This is a genomic window from Streptomyces sp. MAI_2237 (genome assembly GCF_054189285.1).
Genome location: NZ_JAJPGQ010000003.1, coordinates 406,693 through 422,385, shown reverse-complemented (window position 1 = coordinate 422,385; position 15,693 = coordinate 406,693). Strand labels below are relative to the sequence as shown.

The 15,693-nt window shown below is 70.4% G+C and carries 17 protein-coding genes and 2 pseudogenes; 8 read left to right on the top strand and 11 right to left on the bottom strand.

Annotated elements, in window-relative coordinates; translation table 11 throughout:
- Positions 1-13 precede the first annotated feature (13 nt).
- Together LN251_RS12110 and LN251_RS12105 are read right to left on the bottom strand one after the other, a co-directional pair.
- Positions 14-2,408: pseudogene (locus LN251_RS12110) on the bottom strand (HAD-IC family P-type ATPase).
- Between the two features lie 95 nt (positions 2,409-2,503).
- Complete coding sequence (locus LN251_RS12105) at positions 2,504-2,770, bottom strand: DUF2530 domain-containing protein (protein ID WP_458244449.1); 267 nt, start codon at positions 2,768-2,770, stop codon at positions 2,504-2,506.
- Positions 2,771-2,913: 143 nt separating this feature from the next.
- On the opposite strand from LN251_RS12105, the gene LN251_RS12100 reads away from it, so the two are divergent.
- A complete protein-coding gene (locus LN251_RS12100) occupies positions 2,914-4,365 on the top strand; it encodes an NCS2 family permease (RefSeq protein WP_458244448.1) in 1,452 nt (483 codons plus the stop codon).
- A 7-nt stretch (positions 4,366-4,372) separates the two neighbouring features.
- On the opposite strand, the gene LN251_RS12095 is transcribed toward LN251_RS12100, so the two are convergent.
- The gene (locus tag LN251_RS12095) at positions 4,373-4,555 is read right to left on the bottom strand and encodes a hypothetical protein (RefSeq protein WP_058928335.1); all 183 of its coding nucleotides are present in this window, start codon (positions 4,553-4,555) and stop codon (positions 4,373-4,375) included.
- 151 nt (positions 4,556-4,706) lie between these two features.
- Here LN251_RS12095 and LN251_RS12090 point away from each other — a divergent pair, with 151 nt between their 5' ends.
- Positions 4,707-5,144 carry a MarR family winged helix-turn-helix transcriptional regulator gene (locus LN251_RS12090; RefSeq protein WP_058924666.1) on the top strand — a complete coding sequence of 146 codons (438 nt, stop codon included), beginning with the start codon at positions 4,707-4,709 and terminating at the stop codon, positions 5,142-5,144.
- A gap of 27 nt (positions 5,145-5,171) precedes the next feature.
- A complete protein-coding gene (locus LN251_RS12085) occupies positions 5,172-6,515 on the top strand; it encodes an MFS transporter (protein WP_372500238.1) in 1,344 nt (447 codons plus the stop codon).
- 18 nt (positions 6,516-6,533) lie between these two features.
- Here the strand turns inward: LN251_RS12085 and LN251_RS12080 are convergent, their stop codons facing one another.
- The gene (locus LN251_RS12080; protein WP_458244447.1) at positions 6,534-7,052 is read right to left on the bottom strand and encodes a GNAT family N-acetyltransferase; all 519 of its coding nucleotides are present in this window, start codon (positions 7,050-7,052) and stop codon (positions 6,534-6,536) included.
- A gap of 26 nt (positions 7,053-7,078) precedes the next feature.
- Here LN251_RS12080 and thpR point away from each other — a divergent pair, with 26 nt between their 5' ends.
- Positions 7,079-7,651, top strand: a complete 573-nt coding sequence (gene thpR, locus LN251_RS12075) for an RNA 2',3'-cyclic phosphodiesterase (RefSeq protein WP_458244446.1) — start codon at positions 7,079-7,081, stop codon at positions 7,649-7,651.
- A 128-nt stretch (positions 7,652-7,779) separates the two neighbouring features.
- On the opposite strand, the gene LN251_RS12070 is transcribed toward thpR, so the two are convergent.
- Positions 7,780-8,772 (bottom strand): aldo/keto reductase, encoded by a 993-nt coding sequence (locus LN251_RS12070; protein WP_458244445.1) that lies wholly within the window; start codon positions 8,770-8,772, stop codon positions 7,780-7,782.
- A 68-nt stretch (positions 8,773-8,840) separates the two neighbouring features.
- Here LN251_RS12070 and LN251_RS12065 point away from each other — a divergent pair, with 68 nt between their 5' ends.
- Positions 8,841-9,206 carry a hypothetical protein gene (locus LN251_RS12065; RefSeq protein ID WP_458244444.1) on the top strand — a complete coding sequence of 122 codons (366 nt, stop codon included), beginning with the start codon at positions 8,841-8,843 and terminating at the stop codon, positions 9,204-9,206.
- Here the strand turns inward: LN251_RS12065 and LN251_RS12060 are convergent.
- From LN251_RS12060 to LN251_RS12050, 3 genes and pseudogenes are all read right to left on the bottom strand, one after another.
- Positions 9,193-9,381 carry a DUF397 domain-containing protein gene (locus LN251_RS12060; protein WP_458244443.1) on the bottom strand — a complete coding sequence of 63 codons (189 nt, stop codon included), beginning with the start codon at positions 9,379-9,381 and terminating at the stop codon, positions 9,193-9,195. The two genes, LN251_RS12065 and LN251_RS12060, sit on opposite strands and share 14 nt — an antisense overlap.
- A complete protein-coding gene (locus LN251_RS12055; protein WP_458244442.1) occupies positions 9,378-9,605 on the bottom strand; it encodes a Scr1 family TA system antitoxin-like transcriptional regulator in 228 nt (75 codons plus the stop codon). The genes LN251_RS12060 and LN251_RS12055 overlap by 4 nt, the downstream gene beginning before the upstream one ends.
- A 91-nt stretch (positions 9,606-9,696) precedes the next feature.
- Positions 9,697-10,185 (bottom strand): annotated as a pseudogene (locus LN251_RS12050) (Scr1 family TA system antitoxin-like transcriptional regulator); the annotation flags it as partial.
- Positions 10,186-10,268: 83 nt separating this feature from the next.
- Here LN251_RS12050 and LN251_RS12045 point away from each other — a divergent pair.
- Positions 10,269-10,691, top strand: a complete 423-nt coding sequence (locus tag LN251_RS12045) for a hypothetical protein (RefSeq protein ID WP_458244441.1) — start codon at positions 10,269-10,271, stop codon at positions 10,689-10,691.
- A gap of 182 nt (positions 10,692-10,873) precedes the next feature.
- On the opposite strand, the gene LN251_RS12040 is transcribed toward LN251_RS12045, so the two are convergent.
- Positions 10,874-11,539: a maltokinase N-terminal cap-like domain-containing protein gene (locus LN251_RS12040; protein ID WP_458244440.1), complete on the bottom strand. Its 666-nt coding sequence runs from the start codon at positions 11,537-11,539 to the stop codon at positions 10,874-10,876.
- Positions 11,540-11,552: 13 nt separating this feature from the next.
- Positions 11,553-12,245, bottom strand: a complete 693-nt coding sequence (locus LN251_RS12035) for an SGNH/GDSL hydrolase family protein (RefSeq protein WP_458244439.1) — start codon at positions 12,243-12,245, stop codon at positions 11,553-11,555.
- Positions 12,246-12,366: 121 nt separating this feature from the next.
- Here LN251_RS12035 and LN251_RS12030 point away from each other — a divergent pair, with 121 nt between their 5' ends.
- The gene (locus LN251_RS12030) at positions 12,367-13,341 is read left to right on the top strand and encodes a WD40 repeat domain-containing protein (RefSeq protein WP_458244438.1); all 975 of its coding nucleotides are present in this window, start codon (positions 12,367-12,369) and stop codon (positions 13,339-13,341) included.
- A gap of 119 nt (positions 13,342-13,460) precedes the next feature.
- Here LN251_RS12030 and LN251_RS12025 read toward each other — a convergent pair whose 3' ends face one another.
- Positions 13,461-13,847: a nuclear transport factor 2 family protein gene (locus tag LN251_RS12025; RefSeq protein ID WP_458244437.1), complete on the bottom strand. Its 387-nt coding sequence runs from the start codon at positions 13,845-13,847 to the stop codon at positions 13,461-13,463.
- 205 nt (positions 13,848-14,052) lie between these two features.
- Between LN251_RS12025 and LN251_RS12020 the strand changes: the two genes are divergently transcribed.
- Positions 14,053-15,582: a cellulase family glycosylhydrolase gene (locus tag LN251_RS12020; protein ID WP_458244436.1), complete on the top strand. Its 1,530-nt coding sequence runs from the start codon at positions 14,053-14,055 to the stop codon at positions 15,580-15,582.
- Positions 15,583-15,693: the final 111 nt, after the last annotated feature.

The following is a 15,693-nucleotide window of genomic DNA, read 5'->3' as shown; positions in this document are numbered from 1 at the left end:
CGGCACGCGCCCGCTAGGCGGGAAAGCGGCGGTCGACCCACTTCCACAGGAACTCCAGGACGACCGCCGCCACCGCCGCGATGCCGACCGCGATCCACGGCATCGTCATGCCGACCAGCTTCAGCGCGAAGAAGTGCTGCAGCGAGGGCACGACGAGCACGAGCAGGAACGCCGCGCCCATCGCGGCGACCAGCGCGATCCGCCACCACGTGTAGGGCCGGGCGATGATCGCCAGCACCCACATGGAGATCAGGAAGAGCGTGAGCGTCGCCGCGCTGGTCTCCGCGTCCAACTGGCCCGCGCCGGTGTAGTGGTGACGGGCGATCAGATAGGTGACGAAGGTCGCGATCGCGGCCACCACCCCGCCCGGCACCGAGTACCGCATCACCCGCCGCACGAAGTGCGGTTTCGCCCGCTCCTTGTTGGGCGCGAGGGCGAGGAAGAAGGCCGGGACGCCGATGGTCAGGGTGGACAGCAGCGTGAGGTGCCGGGGCAGGAACGGGTACTCGACCTGCCAGCAGACCACCAGGATCGCCAGCAGCACCGAGTAGACCGTCTTCACCAGGAACAGGGTCGCCACCCGCGTGATGTTGCCGATGACCCGCCGGCCCTCCGCCACCACCGAGGGCAGCGTCGCGAAGCTGTTGTCGAGCAGCACGATCTGCGCCACGGCCCGCGTCGCCTCCGAGCCGGACCCCATCGACACCCCGATGTCGGCGTCCTTCAGCGCCAGGACGTCGTTCACGCCGTCGCCGGTCATGGCGACGGCGTGCCCGCGTGACTGCAGCGCGCCCACCATGTCCCGCTTCTGCTGCGGGGTGACCCGCCCGAAGACGGTGCCCTCGTCGAGGCGGGGCCGCCATCTCCTCGCGGTCGGCGGGGAGCCGGCGGGCGTCGACCGTGGTGCCGTCGAGCCCGAGCTTCGCCGCCACCGCGCCCACGGAGACGGCGTTGTCACCGGAGATGACCTTGGCCCGCACGTCCTGCTCGGCGAAGTAGCGCAGGGTGTCGGCCGCGTCGGGCCGCAGCCGCTGCTCCAGCACGACGAGGGCCGTGGGACGCGCGCCCCGCGCCGGCTCGGGGTCGCCCAGCTCGCGCCGGGTGCGGGCCAGCAGCAGCACGCGCAGACCCTGTTCGTTGAGCCGCTCGGTCTCCGCGAGGGCCGGGTCGTCGTCGGCGAGCAGGACGTCCGGCGCGCCCAGCAGCCAGGTGCTGGACTCGCCGTTGCCCTCGCTGAAGGCGGCCCCGCTGTACTTGCGGGCCGAGGAGAAGGGCAGGGCCTCGGTGCAGCGCCAGTCGTCGACGTCCGGGTAGGCGTCGATCACGGCCTGGAGGGAGGCGTTGGGGCGCGGGTCGGCCTCGCCGAGCGCGCCGAGCACCTTGCGGACGTAGGACTCGTCGGCGCCCTGCAACGGCCTGAGCTCGGTGACGTCCATGCCGCCCTCGGTGAGGGTGCCGGTCTTGTCGAGGCAGACGGTGTCGATGCGCGCCAGGCCCTCGATGGCCGGGAGTTCCTGGACGAGGCACTGTTTTCGGCCAAGTCGGATGACGCCGATCGCGAAGGCGACGGAGGTGAGGAGCACCAGCCCCTCCGGGACCATGGGCACGATCCCGCCGACCGTGCGGGCGATCGAGTCCTTGAACCCGTGCTGCTTGACGAAGAGCTGGCTGACGACGAGGCCGATCGCGGTCGGGATCATCATCCAGGTGACGTACTTGAGGATCGTGGAGATGCCGGTGCGCAGTTCGGAGTGGACGAGGGTGAAGCGGGAGGCCTCCTCGGCCAGTTGCGCGGCGTAGGCCTCGCGGCCCACCTTGGTGGCCCGGAACGCGCCACCGCCGGCGACCACGAAACTGCCCGACATCACCTGGTCCCCGGGCCCTTTGACCACCGGGTCGGCCTCGCCGGTCAGCAGCGACTCGTCGATCTCCAGCCCGTCGGCCTCGACGCACACGCCGTCGACGACGGCCTTGTCCCCGGGCCCGATCTCCAGGACGTCGTCCAGCACGATCTCCGAGGTGCCGACCCGGGCGGCGACCCCGTCGCGCCGCACCGTGGGCCGGGCCTCCCCGATCACGGCGAGCGAGTCGAGGGTCCGTTTCGCCCGCCACTCCTGGATGATCCCGATGCCGGTGTTGGCGAGGATCACGTACCCGAACAGGCTGTCCTGGAACGGCGCGACGAACAGCATGATCAGCCAGAGCACGCCGATGATCGCGTTGAACCGGGTGAACACGTTCGCCCGGACGATCTCGCCGATCGACCGGCTGCTGCGCACCGGTACGTCGTTGACCTGCCCCCGGGACACCCGCTCCGCGACCTCGGCCGCGCTCAGGCCGCGTGCCGCCGCCGGCGTGCCGGGCGGATGCACCGGGTCGAGCTCGGCGCCCGCGTCGATGTGGGTCATGCATTCGACGGTACGTGCGGATCTACGGCTTCACCCGCCGAGTGGGCGGAAGATCCGACCTGGGGAGGAGCGAAGTCGTGCGGTGGGTGTACGGCCTACTCGGCCGCCTCCGGCCCCGCGGCGGCCGACCGCTTGATCGCCGCGTCCCGCTTCCTGACGAAGTAGACGCCGTACAGGCCGAGCACGCCACCGGCCAGACACGTCCACAGCCACCACGTGTGCCCGTGGTCGTCGAACCAGCCGTAGAAGGGGAGCTGGACGAGGAAGAGGACGAACCAGAGGATCGTGCCGCCGGTGATGACCGGGACGACGGGCCCCTCCAGGGGCTCCGGCGCCTCGTGCTTGGGGGTCCACTTCGCCATGGGCACAGCTTACGAGGCCGCGGGGCGCGGCAGGAGTCGGGCGGGGTGAACGGCGGTCTACGCGCGGAGATAGCGTTTACGGGATTCATATGTTCATACTGAAACGGTTTCCGTCTGTCCACTTCTGCTCGTAGGAACATCCAATGCCCACCTCGGCTCCCGCCAAGGCCAGCGCCCCGCAGCAGCCGGGGGACACCCCCGCGTCGGGTGCGATCGACCGCTACTTCAAGATCTCCGAGCGGGGCAGCACTCTCGCCCGTGAGGTCCGCGGCGGCTTCGCCACCTTCTTCGCGATGGCCTACATCATCGTGCTGAACCCGATCATCCTCGGCAGCGCGAAGGACATGTACGGGCACCACCTGGACAACGGCCAGCTGGTCACCGCCACCGCCGTGACCGCGGCCTTCACCACCCTGCTGATGGGCGTCATCGGCAACGTGCCCATCGCGCTGGCGGCCGGCCTCGGCGTGAACTCGGTCGTCGCGCTCCAGCTGGCGCCCCGGATGTCGTGGCCGGACGCCATGGGCATGGTCGTCCTGGCGGGCCTCGTGGTGATGCTGCTGGTCGCCACCGGTCTGCGCGAGCGCGTGATGAACGCCGTCCCCTACAGCCTGCGCAAGGCGATCTCCATCGGTATCGGCCTGTTCATCATGCTGATCGGGCTGGTCGACTCCGGCTTCGTCTCCCGCATCCCGGACGCCGCCCAGACCACCGTCCCGCTCCAGCTCGGCGCCGACGGTCACCTCAACGGCTGGCCGGTGCTGGTCTTCATCCTCGGCGCGCTGCTCACCCTGGCGCTCATCGTGCGCAAGGTCCCCGGCGCGATCCTGATCTCGATCGTGGCCATGACGGTCCTGGCCATGATCATCGAAGCGGTCGCGAAGGTGCCGTCCTGGGGTCTGACGACGCCCACGTGGCCCGGCAACCCGGTGGCCACCCCCGACTTCGGCCTGATCGGCAAGGTCAGCCTGTTCGGCGGCTTCTCCAAGGTCGGCGTGCTGACCGGTGTCCTCTTCGTCTTCACGGTCCTGCTGTCGTGCTTTTTCGACGCCATGGGCACGATCATGGGCGTCAGCGACGAGGCGAAGCTGACCAACGCCAACGGCGAGATGCCGGGCATCAACAAGGTCCTGTTCGTCGACGGCATCGCCGTCGCCGCGGGCGGCGCCAGCTCCTCCTCCGCCACCACCTGCTTCGTGGAGTCCACGGCCGGCGTCGGCGAGGGTGCCCGCACCGGTTTCGCGAACGTCGTCACCGGCGCGCTGTTCGGCGTCGCGCTGTTCCTGACCCCCGTGGCCACCATGGTCCCGTCCCAGGCGGCCACCCCGGCCCTGCTCGCGGTCGGCTTCCTGATCCTGGCCGGCTCGGTCAAGGAGATCGACTGGGCGGACTACACGCTCGCCATCCCGGCCTTCGTGACGATGGTGATGATGCCCTTCACCTACTCGATCACCAACGGCATCGGCATGGGCTTCCTCACCTTCGCCCTGCTCCGCCTGGCCGCGGGCCGCGGCCGCGAGGTCCCGGTGGCGATGTACGTCGTCGCCGCGGTGTTCGGCTTCTACTACCTGATGCCGGCCCTGGGCCTGACGTGAGCAGCGCTCACGTGACCCCGTAGAACTTCTCCGTCTCCTCGACGGCGGTCTGGAACCGCTCGTCGAAGTCGTCCCGAATGAGCGTCCGGACCACGTAGTCCTGGACGCTCATTCCCCTTTTGGCCGCACGGTCCCGGAGCCGTTCGAGCAGCTCTCCGTCGATCCGCAGGCTGAGCACGCTGGTCCCCATGAGGACGAGGGTCGCTGGCGGGTGCGGCGCGGCGTTCACTTTCCGCACCCCCGTCACTCGTAAGGGTGATGGTTCGGTTGAGTGGCCGGATTCACGGCACTCCTCCGGTACGCCAGCTTGTTTAGCGAGAGTAATGAGTTACGCTAAGGACATGCCGGACCTCACCCATGGCGACGACGTAGCCGCCGTGAACTCGCTTCGCTCAGGCGTCATGCGACTGTCCCGTCGACTCAAGCACCAGCGGGTCGACGAGTCGCTCAGCCCCACCGAGATGTCGGTGCTGGGCACCCTCTCCCTCTGCGGACAGGCCACCCCGGGCGAACTCGCCCGCAAGGAGCACGTCCAGCCGCCGTCGATGACCCGCATCGTCGCGCTGCTGGAGGCCAAGGGACTGGTGCGGCTGGAGCCGCATCCCGAGGACCGGCGCCAGAAGGTCGTCACCAAGACCGAGCAGGCCGAGACCATGCTCGCGGAGAGCCGCGCCAAGCGGAACGCTTTCCTGGCCGATCTGGTCGCGGGCCTGGACGAGGACGAGTGGGCCGCACTCCGCGCCGCCGCCCCCGTGCTGGAGAAGCTCGCACACCTGTAAGCAGTCCTACGCAAGGAGGCGACCCTTTTGAGTTCGGGATCCGGAGCAGCTTCCGCCCCCGCACCGACCGCCACTACCCCCTCCCGCACGTCCTCGATGTTCAGCTCCCTGAAGGTCAGGAACTACCGCCTGTTCTTCCTGGGCCAGGTCGTCTCCAACATCGGCACCTGGATGCAGCGCATCGCCCAGGACTGGCTGGTGCTCAGCCTCACCGGCTCCGCCACCGCCGTCGGCGTCACGACGGCCCTGCAGTTCCTGCCGATGCTGCTCTTCGGGCTCTACGGCGGCGTCCTCGTCGACCGGCTGCCCAAGCGCCGCACCCTGCTGTTCACGCAGTCCGCCATGGGCCTCAGCGGCATCGCGCTCGCCGTGCTCACCCTCTCCGGACACGTCCAGGTCTGGCACGTCTACCTGGCCGCCTTCTTCGTCGGCCTCGCCACGGTCGTCGACAACCCGGCGCGCCAGTCCTTCGTCACCGAGATGGTCGGCCGGGACCAGCTGCAGAACGCGGTCAGCCTGAACTCCGCGAACTTCCAGTCCGCACGCCTGATCGGCCCCGCCGTCGCCGGTGTGATGATCACCGGCGTGGGCACCGGCTGGGCGTTCCTCTTCAACGGCCTGTCGTTCATCGCCACCCTCACCGGCCTGGTGATGATGAGGTCGCGCGAGCTGCACGCCGTCGAGCGCGCCCCGCGCGGCAAGGGCCAGCTGCGCGAGGGCCTGCACTACGTCGCCGGGCGCCCGGAGCTGATCTGGACGATCGTCCTGATCGGGTTCGTCAGCACCTTCGGCTTCAACTTCCCCGTCTACCTCTCGGCCTTCGCCGACGACGTCTTCCACGCGGGCGCGGGCTCCTACAGCCTCTTCAACACCCTCATGGCCGTCGGCTCGCTGGCCGGCGCCCTGCTCGCGGCCCGCCGCGGCACGGCCCGGATGCGGGTGCTCGTCGTGGCCGCGGCCGCCTTCGGCACGCTGGAGATCGTGGCCGCGGTGGCGCCCTCGCTGTGGCTGTTCGCCCTGTTCATGGTCCCGATCGGCATGTTCGGCATGACGGTCAACGTCACCGCCAACACCAGCGTCCAGATGAGCACCGACCCGGCCATGCGCGGCCGGGTGATGTCCCTCTACATGATGGTGTTCATGGGCGGCTCCCCGGTGGGCGCGCCGATCGCCGGCTGGGTCACCGACACCTACGGCGTCCGCGCGGGCCTCGCGGCGGGCGGCGCGATCGCCGCGGGCGCGGCGGTCGTCATCGGCCTCGTCCTGGCCAGGGTCGGCAACCTGCGCCTGTCGGTCGGCTGGAACCGCGGCCACCCGCACGTCCGCTTCGTGCCGCGGGAGGCACAGGAGCAGCTGGCGCCCGCCGCCTGACGGGCGCCCCCGCCGGGACTACACGCGCCGCTCCAGCACCTGCCCCGGCCAGTCGCCCGCACCGAGATAGGTCTCGGTGCGGGCGAAGCCGTTGTCCTCGTAATAGCGGACGAGCCTGCCGTCGCCGCCCGCGTAGCAGTCGACCCGCAGCAGGCCGACGCCCGCGCCCCGGGTCACCTCGGCGGCGTGCGCGAGCAGCGCGCTGCCCACGCCGTGGCCCTTGAAGCGGCGGTCCGAGGCCAGCCAGTGGATGTACCGCTCGGGCTCGCCGACCGGCGGCAGGTGGGACAGGTAGGCGCCGGGCGCGTCGGTGAGGGTGAGCGTGGCGGCCGGCTCGCCGTCGGCCTCGGCGATGTAGGCGGCGCCCTCCTCCATGTACCGGACGACCGACTCCACCGTCCTCGGGCTCTGCGACAGCGGCTTCGTCCCCCACTGGCCGGTCCGCCCCTGCCCGGCCAGCCACTCCACGCAGCTGTCGAGCATGCCGAGTATCACGGGGACGTCGTCGGCCCCGGCGTCTCTGATGGTGATCTCCATGCCCCCATGGTGGCAGGCTGGTGCCCATGAGACTCTTCGCCGCGGTGCTGCCTCCGGAGGAAGTGGCGGAGGAACTCGCCGCCGAAATAGCCGAGTTGAGGAGACTCCCCGGCGCGGACGGCCTGCGCTGGACCGGCCGCCCCGGCTGGCACTTCACCCTCGCCTTCTACGGTGAGGTCGACGACGACCTCGTCCCCGAGTTGTCGGAACGCCTGGAGCGGGCGGCGCGGCGGTCCGGGCCGTTCCCGCTCGCCCTGCGCGGCGGCGGGCAGTTCGGGCACGGGCGGGCGCTGTGGGTGGGCGCCGAGGGGGAGACGGCCGCGCTGCGGCTGCTGGCCGACCGGGCCGAGGCGGCGGGCCGCAAGGCCGGCGTCGACATGGGGGAGCATCGGCGCTACAAGGCGCACCTGACGGTCGCGCGCAGCCGCGATGCCCTGGACGTACGGCCGTACCTGACGGCCCTGGAGGAGTTCCGCGGCCGCACCTGGACGGTGGCGGAGCTGGTGCTCGTGCGCAGCAATCTGCCGAGGTCCGGGGTGCCGGGCGAGCAGCCCCGCTACGAGGCGGTCGCCCGCCGGCCGCTCGGCGGGGCCGGTTAGGCTCGGGGCGTGGACCCGAAGACCCGGAACCGGATCATGGCCGTCGTGCTCGTGCTGTTGTTCGTCGTGGTGGTGCTGGCGGCGGCGCTCGGCAAGTGACCCCGACCGCCGCCGCGCACCGGTGACGCCTACCAGGCGAAGGCCTCCGGAGAGGGGCCGGGGCCCGGGAAGACCTCGTCGAGGCCGGCCAGCAGTTCCTCGCTCAGCTCCAGCTCGGTCGCGCGGACCGCGGACCGAAGCTGCTCGGCCGTGCGCGGGCCGACGATCGGGCCGGTGACACCCGGGCGGGTGAGCAGCCACGCGAGCGCCGTCTCGCCCGGCTCGGCGCCGTGCTTCTCGAGCAGGTCCTCGTAGGCCTGGATCTGCGCGCGGATGGTGGTGTTGGCGAGGGAGTCGGCGGCCCGGCCGCTCGCCCGGCGACCGCCCTCGACCTCCTTCTTGATCACGCCGCCGAGCAGCCCGCCGTGCAGCGGCGACCAGGGGATGACCCCCAGGCCGTACTCCTGCGCGGCCGGGATGACCTCCATCTCGGCGCGGCGCTCGGCGAGGTTGTAGAGGCACTGCTCGCTGACGAGGCCGATGGTGCCGCCGCGGCGGGCGGCGATCTCGTTGGCCTGGGCGATCTTGTAGCCGGGGAAGTTGGACGACCCGACGTAGAGGATCTTGCCCTGCGTGATCAGGGTGTCGATCGCCTGCCAGATCTCCTCGAAGGGGGTGGCGCGGTCGACGTGGTGGAACTGGTAGACGTCGATGTGGTCGGTCTGGAGCCGCTTGAGGCTGGCGTCCACGGCCCGCCGGATGTTCACGGCGGACAGCTTGTCGTGGTTGGGCCAGGCGTCGCCGTCGGCGGCCATGTTGCCGTACACCTTGGTGGCGAGGACGACCTTGTCGCGCCGGTCCCCGCCCTGGGCGAACCAGTTGCCGATGATCTCCTCGGTACGACCCTTGTTCTCGCCCCAGCCGTACACGTTCGCGGTGTCGAAGAAGTTGATGCCGGCGTCCAGCGCCGCGTCCATGATCGCGTGGCTGTCGGCCTCGTTCGTCTGCGGTCCGAAGTTCATGGTGCCGAGGACGAGTCGGCTTACCTTGAGTCCCGTGCGTCCGAGCTGCGTGTACTTCATGACCACCTAGCCAACGGCGTGGAGTGCACTCTAGGCAAGGAGGTTCCGGTTCGCCATGAGGGGGTGTCGTGAGAGCTGCTGTCCACGGTGCCGGGTTCCTGCTGCCACTGGGGGCCGGGGGAGTCGCGGCCGGGGTGACGCTGTGGGCCGTCGGCGCCACCTGGCGTGCCTGCGACGTCGGCAACGACTCCGCGAACGGGATGATCCTGCTCCTCTGCTTCCCCGTGCTGTGGGGCGTCTTCGCCGCGCTCTGGAGCGCCGTCCTGCGCCTCTTCGGCACGGACCGCCGCGCGGGCGCCTGTGCCCTCGCCGGCTGCGTGAGCGTGGCGCTGGTCTGGGGGCTGATCGCGTGGATCGGCGTCCTCGACTCCTATCCGGCGCCGGTCTGCCCGGGGAACGTGCCTCCGTGGTGGCCGTCGATCATCCCCGTGTAGCGGACGCCAGCGAGCCGAGGAACCGCGTCCAGGCGAGCGGGGCGACCTGGAGGGGGCGGGCTTCGGGGGACTTGGAGTCGCGGATGTGGAGGGTGGTGGGGGTGCGGGCTATTTCCAGGCATTCGCCCTGGTCACCGCTGTAACTGCTCTTGAACCAGTGGAGGTCCGCGCTCATAGTCCCTGTGCCACCTCATCGATCAGCTTCGCGGACTCGTCCGGGTTGAGAGCCTGCGCTCGCAGAATGCCATATCGCGCGAACAGTCCCCCCAGGTCGGGCTGTTCGCTGACGAAGTAGCCGCCGCTCGGGCCTTCTACATAAGCGAGTTGGCGATGTTCCGCCGTCTCCAGCAGGATCATCGGCCCGTTGAGGCCGGCATGAGCCTGGCGGTCGTGCGGCATGATCTGGATCTCGACATTGCGCAGGCCCGCCGATGTCGAGGATGTGCTGCAGCTGTTCCCGGAGCGCGGCCGCGCCGCCCAACGGACGGGTCAAGGTGCTCTCTTCGAGTACGTAGCTGACGATCGGCATCGGCTTGCGCTGGAACAGTCGCTGCCGCTCCATTCGCTTCGCCACCCGCTTGTCGATCTCGTCGTCGTCCAGAGCCGGACAGTGGCAGCTGTAGATCGCTCTTGCGTAGGCCTGCGTCTGGAGGGAGCCGGGGATCACGTGCGTCTGATAGACGTGCAGCGCCGCCGCCCTCTTCTCCTCCGCCAAGTAGTCCTCGGTCCAGGGCGGAAGGCTGCCGCGGGCGAACTCCTTCTCCGCCAGAAGCGCCAGTGCACCTTGTGCACCGAGCACCTCGTCCGCGATCTCGACCAGCCGCCCCTTCGGTGACCGCTCGCCCCGCTCGACCATCGCCACCTGTGACTTGGAGTAGCCGACGTGTCTGCCCAGGCCATCCTGTGTCAGGTCGGCCCGTTCCCGGAAGAAGCGGAGCAGCGCACCGAAGGACTCCGACCCACGATCACCGAAGTGCACAACTGCCTCCCCAAGTGCACAGCGCTGCACGGACGTTCCGCAGCTCTGGTCACAGTATGTGAGCGGGCGGAATCATTTGCGTCATGAACGAGAGAATCTCCGCCCCCTGGATCCCGCTCTGGATCCCCGCCTCCGGCCACGCCCTCCGTCACGCGGGCATTCACTTCGACGCCGTGCGCGTCGAGGGAGCTGCGGGGGAACGCGTCGCGTCGGAGCTGATGGCGGCCACCGACTTCGACGCGGGGCCGGTCGTGCAGGAGTTCGCGGGCGACCGCAACATGTACTTCCTGTTGCCCCCGCAAACCGCGTCGGCGCACCCCTGGCCGCCCGGCGCGCGGGCGTTGACGCGCGGTCACGGCTGCCTCGCCTATGTGGGCGTCCCGGCGCTGACCGGCGTCACCTGGCCGCTCGGCTGGCGGTCGGTGCCGACGAGGGCGAAGCCCTTCGTCGACGGGGAGCTGCTGTCACGGATCGTGTCGGCCCACCCGATCGTCAGCCGCCGTTGAAGAAGATCAGCAGGCCCCCAGGGCCCCGGCGAGCAGGGCGAGCAGGCGTCCGTGGGCGGGAACGGGCACGGCGGCTGGACTGGACAAGGAGTTCCCCGGGTTCGTACGGCTGCCGATCACCCTGCAACACGCGGGTCCGCCCGGGCACTGGGGAAGGCCACCGGCCCGGGCGGGGGTTCGCCCTACCCGGCGCTCGGGCCGTACAGCGCGGCGAACAGCGCGCGTGCGCGGGTGCCTTCGGGGGTGTCGGGGGACTGCCAGGCGCCGGTGACATGGCCGATGGCGTCCGCCGGGCGGGTGTCCGGGGCGGTCGGGTCCAGGACGCGGTGGACGCGCAGGGTCGTGCCGCCCGGCGCGGGGAGCACGGTGCCGTGCTCGTCGTCGGTGATCTCGACCGGCCATGACGGGGCGCCCAGGCCGGTGCCCGCGTAGGAGTGGGCCACCTCGTGGTCGGCGGTGTCCGTGATGCTCTGGGCCATGGCCGGGGCGCGGCCCTCGATCAGGGCGAGGAGTTCGGTGTACAGCACCGGGTCGTGGCAGCCGTCGTAGGCCCAGCGCGGGCCGAGGACACCGTGCTCCATGGTGCCGATCAGGGCATGTTCCGCGCCGGGGAGCGGGGCGCCGCGGTAGGTGAGGGGCACGTGGTAGGCGACCGGTCGGGGGCCGGAGGTGTCGACGGCCACCATGAACTCGATCCCGACCTCGCCTTCCGGGTCGTCCAGCCGGAACCCGCCGGCTCTGACCAACTCCGGTGTGCCGGAACCGGCGTACCACGGCCTCGTGGGCAGCCAGGGGGCGAGCAGTTCCAACTTCGTGGGCTTGACGGTGGTTTTGTGGATGATCGCCATGCGCCGGATTCTGTCAGCCGGTGGCGCGGAAGTCCGCCCCGTACGGCTCCCCGACCCCCCACGCCTGGTGCATGGCGTCCGCGAACGCCGCCGCGATCTTGTGCTCGCCGCTCGCGTTCGGGTGGGTGCCGTCGTAGGTGTCGAGGTGGATGTCGTACGAGGGCGGGGGTGAGGCCAGCAGGAGGGGGGAGCGGGGTTCGTCCAGGTCGGCGGCCGCCTTGGCGAGGAGTTCGTTGAAGAGGGCCACCTGGGCGGCGAAGGGCGCGTCCTCGGCGGCGCGGACGTTCGGGATCACCGGCAGTACGGCCATGCGGACGCGCGGGTTCGCCGTGCGGGCCTCGGCCACGAAGCGGCGCACGTTCTCCGCCGTCTGCTCGGCGTTGGTGTAGAAGCCCAGGTCGATCAGGCCAAGCGAGACCAGGAGCACGTCCGCGCGCTGGGCGCGCACCGCCTCGGCGATGAGCGGCGCCATGTGCAGCCAGCCCTCGCCCCAGCCGGCCAGGTGGGCGCGCGGGAAGTCGGGGTCGGCGTACGCGTGCGACGTCGGGGCGTCGGTCGCCTTGTCGTACAGCGTCTCGCGGGGGCCGACGAGGGCGAAGGGGCCGCCGTAGGTGTCGCGCAGGTGCTGCCACATGCGGTAACGCCAGGTGTGCTCCCCCGCGCTCCCGATCGTCATGGAGTCACCGACCGGCATGAACCTAAGCATCCGCTCATGATGGACGATACGGGTGGGATCAATGGGACGGCCGGGGTGTGAGGCCCGCCACCTGCCGCCGCGGTGGCCGGCCCGTCCCGTGAACCCCGGACGGGGATGGCAGGCTTGGCCCATGCGCCGACCGTTCGCTCTCCTCGCCGGGGTCCTGCTCGTGGGTGCCTTCGCCGTGCCCGCCTCCGCCGCCGACGGCAAGGGGGACAAGGGGTTCACGATCTCCGACCCCCGGATCACCGAGTCCAGCGGACTCGCCGCCTCCCACCGGCACCCCGGTGTCTACTGGACCCACAACGACAGCAGCGACGGGCCGTACATCTACGCGGTCGACAGCGCGACCGGCAGGACGGTCGCCCGCGTCGCCCTCAGCGGCATCGGCTCGCCCCGCGACGTCGAGGCCATCTCCATCGGTCCGGACGACCAGATCTACGTCGGCGACATCGGCGACAACCTCGGCGGCAAGTGGCCCTACGTGTGGATCTACCGGCTGCCCGAGCCGAAGAAGCTGGTCGACCAGACGGTGCGGGCCACGCAGTACATCGTGAAGTACACCGACGGCGCCCGCGACGCCGAGTCCCTGGTCGTCGATCCGAAGACCGGGCGCGTGTTCATCATCGACAAGAACGAGAACGGCGGGCACCTCTTCGAGGGCCCGGCCCGGCTCTCCGCCTCCGGCACCAACTACTTCCGTCCCGTCGCCACCGTCGACCTCTGGGCCACGGACGCCGCCCTCTCGCCGAACGGCGAACAGCTCGCCGTGCGCGGCTACTTCGGCGGCATCTACTACGACTGGAACGGCGGCAAGATCAAGCGCAAGGGCCGGCTGGACGTGCCGTTGCAGCGGCAGGGGGAGTCCGTCAGCTACTCGGCCGACGGCACCCGGCTGATGTACGGCAGCGAGGGCGCCGACAGTCCCGTGCAGGCGCAGGACGCCCCCGGCGGCGCCACCAAGGCCCCCTCCGGCGGCGGCAGTTCGAGCGCCTCCGGCAGCGACGGCGGCAGCTCGGGCGGCAACCTCAAGATCGGCGCCCTCGCCGTGGTCGTCGCGGCGGCGCTGCTGTTCGGGGCGCGCCGGCTGTTCCGGCGCGGCTGATCCGCGACGGCGCGGTTGATCCACACGGCGCCGCGGACCTCCGGCGGCGCATCGCGGTGCGCTTCCCGCAGGGCTTCAGGCTCCGGTCCGCCGGACCGGCCGATCTCCCCGCGGAGCGTTCAGCGCTCCGGTCCGCCGGACGGGTCGATCTCGCCGGCGAAGACGATGACCTGGTCGATGAGGTTGCGCCGCAGATGCACGACGTCCGTCCCCGCCAGGCGGGGGCCCCCGTCGGGCGTGGTGAACACCCATTGGTACCGGGCCCATTCGCCGGGCATGTCCACCGCCGAGCACCGCACCATCGTGCCGGTGCCCGCCGGGTGGCGCCGCAGGTCCGTCACGAACCGCTCGACCGACTCGATGCCCTCGCTGCGGCCCAGCGGCCCCCAGAACACCACGTCCGAGGTCAGGGCCTGGGCGAGCAGCCCGGTCACATAGGCGTCGCTGGAGGCGTTGAACGCCGAGATGAACGTGTCGATGGCGGACCGCGCGATCTCTTCCTGCATACACCAGTAGTACCAGCCGCCCCTGACCCGCGGCGCAGGGGCGGCCGGCGGTCTCCGCTCGTCTTCTCCGGTCGTCCGCGTCCGAACTATTGACGCGGTCATGACCCGTCGGTTTCCTGGGAGGCGTATGGGTGGTGGGAGCGCTCCCATCGGTTCCGGGCCCGGCACTTCCGAGACTGACGAGACCCCGAGAGGAACCAGGCACATGTTCCGCAGCTTGCGAAGAGCGCTGTGCGCCGCCGCGGCGGCACTGCTGTTGCCGCTCGCCGCCGCGCACACGGCCGACGCGGCCGACAGCGCCGCCGGCGCCGGGTACTGGCACACCAGCGGTCGTCAGATCCTCGACGCCGCCGGGCAGCCGGTCCGGATCGCCGGGATCAACTGGTTCGGCTTCGAGACCGCCAACTACGTCCCGCACGGCCTGTGGTCCCGCGACTACAAGTCCATGATCGACCAGATGAAATCGCTCGGGTACAACACCATCCGGCTGCCCTACAGCGACGACATCTTCAAGTCCTCCACCGTCCCCAACAGCATCGACTTCAGCAGCGGCAAGAACGCCGACCTGCAGGGCCTCAACTCCCTCCAGGTGATGGACAAACTCGTCGCCTACGCCGGCCAGGACGGGCTGAAGGTCATCCTCGACCGGCACCGCCCGGACTCCGGCGGCCAGTCGGCGCTCTGGTACACCGCGGCGGTCCCCGAGTCGACGTGGATCGCCAACCTGAAGGCGCTGGCGGCCCGTTACAAGGGTCAGGACACCGTGGTGGGCATCGACCTGCACAACGAGCCGCACGATCCGGCCTGCTGGGGCTGCGGGGACACGGCGACCGACTGGCGGCTGGCCGCCCAGCGCGCCGGGAACGCGGTGCTCTCCGCCAACCCCGACCTGCTGATCTTCGTCGAGGGCGTGCAGACGTTCAACGGTGTGTCGGGGTGGTGGGGCGGCAACCTCATGGGGGTCGGCCAGTACCCGGTGCAGCTGAACGTGGCGAACCGGGTGGTGTACTCCGCCCACGACTACGCCACCAGCGTCGCCCAGCAGCCCTGGTTCACCGACCCGTCCTTCCCCGCCAACATGCCGGGCGTCTGGGACAAGTACTGGGGCTACATCTTCAAGCAGAACATCGCCCCGGTGTGGGTGGGCGAGTTCGGCACCACGTTGGCCTCCACGACCGACCAGAAGTGGCTGTCCGCGCTGGTGAGCTACCTGCGCCCGACGTCGACGTACGGTGCCGACTCCTTCCACTGGACCTTCTGGTCCTGGAACCCCAACTCCGGTGACACCGGGGGCATCCTCAAGGACGACTGGCAGACCGTGGACACCGTGAAGGACGGGTACCTGGCGAGCGTCAAAGCGCCGCTGTTCCCGGGCACCGGCACGGGCGGTGGCGGTGGCGGCGGTGGTGGAGGCGGCGGTGGCGGCGGGAGCACGGCCGCGTGCAGCGCCACCTACACCGTCAGCAGCGACTGGGGGGGCGGGTTCAACGCCGAGGTGAAGGTGACCAACACCGGGTCCACGGCGCTCGGTTCGTGGAAGGTGACCTGGACCTGGAGCGGGTCGCAGCAGGTCACGAACATGTGGAACGCCTCCTACACGCAGACCGGTTCGACGGTCACCGCCGTGAACGCCGCGCACAACGGCAGCGTCGCGGCGGGGAGTTCGGTGACCTTCGGGTTCGGTGGGGCGCCCGGGGGTGGGAGCGTGCCGACGGTGAGCTGTACGGCGTCGTAGGGGCCGTGTGTGACGGAGGCGCCCACGGTGGAACGGGCGCCTCCAGATCACAGGAGATTCAAATCTTTACCCAAGTTGTTCCTTGTGTTGGTGCTTCTTCGAAAGTATCCG